The organism is Rhizobium sp. P1_E6 (assembly GCF_056405875.1).
The window spans coordinates 1-2,063 of record NZ_JBFUBG010000236.1 but is presented as its reverse complement, the minus strand read 5'-3'; the positions used below and the strand labels follow the sequence as shown (position 1 = coordinate 2,063).

Annotated in this window: 2 protein-coding genes; both read left to right on the top strand. The window is 50.8% G+C overall.

Features of this window, described 5'->3' with window-relative positions; translation table 11 throughout:
* Positions 1-279 precede the first annotated feature (279 nt).
* A complete protein-coding gene (locus AC1D35_RS35725; protein ID WP_477942702.1) occupies positions 280-762 on the top strand; it encodes a hypothetical protein in 483 nt (160 codons plus the stop codon).
* A gap of 521 nt (positions 763-1,283) precedes the next feature.
* Positions 1,284-2,063 (top strand): hypothetical protein (locus AC1D35_RS35720; RefSeq protein ID WP_477942700.1); only part of this gene is annotated, 780 nt, incomplete at its 3' end.

Genomic DNA, 2,063 nt, shown 5'->3' with positions numbered 1-2,063 from the left:
CCTCAAGACTTAGTCGGGACCCAGGACAGCAAGGCTGGGGCACGGGGCAATCGGCACAACAGCGGTCCCCTTGATCCCTCGAAGGGTGGGACGGGGAATATCGACAAGGATTTTGACAAGCTCACAGGGGGAAAGAGTGGGTCCGCTCCTGCAAGCAGCGGATATCCTCCCGGAACTCAAATAGGTGACAACGGCATCGCAAAGCGACCAGAGGGGAGAATAGACATCCCTGCTAATGGACAAAAACCGCATGAAACCCTTCATTATTGAGGATTTGAGATGAAAAATTTCCCTTTTCTCGGGATGGCTCCCGAAGCAATATTGGCTGAACTCCAAAAGCCAATCACCGGCTTTAGATTACTTTATGTTTCAGTGCCTGGTCCGATCAAGATTGTGGTTCACCATAGTGACGGCTCGTCTATTTCAATAAATTCAATTATGAATGGAGTCGAAGATCGTTTTGAAATAGGTTCACTGCACTTTAATATAAACGAGAACATTTCCTATGATGGGCTTGATATTGTTGCATATGATTTTTCTAAAGAGAAAAAAATAATCAACGTTGAGAAGCTAATATACAAGAATGAAAAAGTATTATCAGAGTCTGGCATCAAAATTCATATAGAGAACGGGGAAAGCGTTCACGTTGTATCTGGCTCATACCCATATTCGTTGTTCTTGCATGGCAAGATATTCAGAAATGAACCATTGTTACCAGAATATAGAATCGAGGAGTACTCGATCTCACCAATGGCGCCATAGAGACATTATTTATCGGTTTCGCTGAAGAGCATCGGCAATTAGAAGACACCCGCTGAGATTGCCAACGCAACCAAATATGCCGCACATAATTTGAATAACTGCAACCTAAGGTTGTTGTTTTCTGCATTTCGGCTAGCAAGATGTCGCTCTAATTGGGCGTGTGATCAGTGCCTCGGTTATCCCTTTGTTTTGACATGCGGCGTTTGAGGAGCCCAGGAAAGTCTGGCAAGATCCGTGAGAATGGGATTGCAAAACTCAAAATTRCCCGCTTAACCTGAAAATATATTTCGATTCGGGGTTGTGGGGACTTCATGTTTCAWWTTCGGTTTRRTGCCGCGGCTTTTCTAGCCGCGGTGGCTCTATGTGTTGTCGCAAGTGCTGGGARTGCGCAGGAGCCGGCCAAGTCYGGTTCGGGACTTGGCAATGGCGCGGCGATCAGCACGGCTGGGGTCGACACCCAGTCGAAGGCGGCCGGTCAGACCAAGCCCGCTGGCGATGGCGCTGYCTCCACCACGCTCGACATGGCGGTCGACCGCACCACTGACATTGGCGCCGGCCTTGGTAATGGTACGGACGCGAAGTCCACGACACGTGCCGACGACCAAGATGAAGCGACGGCGACTAATCCTGTATCGGTTGGCAGCGGGGCCGACAAAAACGACAAGACTGATGGTGCCGGTAGTGAGATGAACGGTTCTGGCAAGGCCAAAAACCTGGGTGCTGCGACTGCACTTGCCGCTGTCGAACCAGCTGCCCCCGCTGTCAATGCGCCGGAGAAGCCCTCGATCCCCGAAATTACAAGCAATGGTTCGTTCACGCAGGTGATCGACATCGAAGCGCCTGCCTATCACGATATYGCCCCCAAGCTCAAACTTCGTTACGATTCTGCGCGCAAATCACGGCTAGGCGGTCTCTATCAGGGCTGGCTGGGTTACGGATGGGGTATCGATGGTTTTGACGTCATCGAACGCGCCACACCCGGAAACGGGGTTCCCGCTTGGGATGCGGACGATATCTATCTGCTGAATGGTGAACCTCTGGTTTCATGCTCTGCCACGGTCTCCTGCTTTCCCGGCGCCACCCATGCTGCTGAGCATCAAAACTTTCAGCGCATAGTCTACGATCGACCCAGTAATTCTTGGACTGTGACGGATCGAAACGGCGTTGTTTCGAAATTCACATCGGTCGTGGACATCGCGGGCATCAATCCTCCCGATAATATCGACACCTATCCGACCTTTTACGGACGGTATCTACTGACGTCAGTGATCAACCCGAATGGCAACCGCGTTCGCTACAAT

Coding starts and splice junctions, on each gene's coding strand:
- AC1D35_RS35725 (WP_477942702.1), top strand. CDS start 280: ATGAAAAATTTCCCTTTTCTCGGGATGGCTCCCGAAGCAATATTGGCT.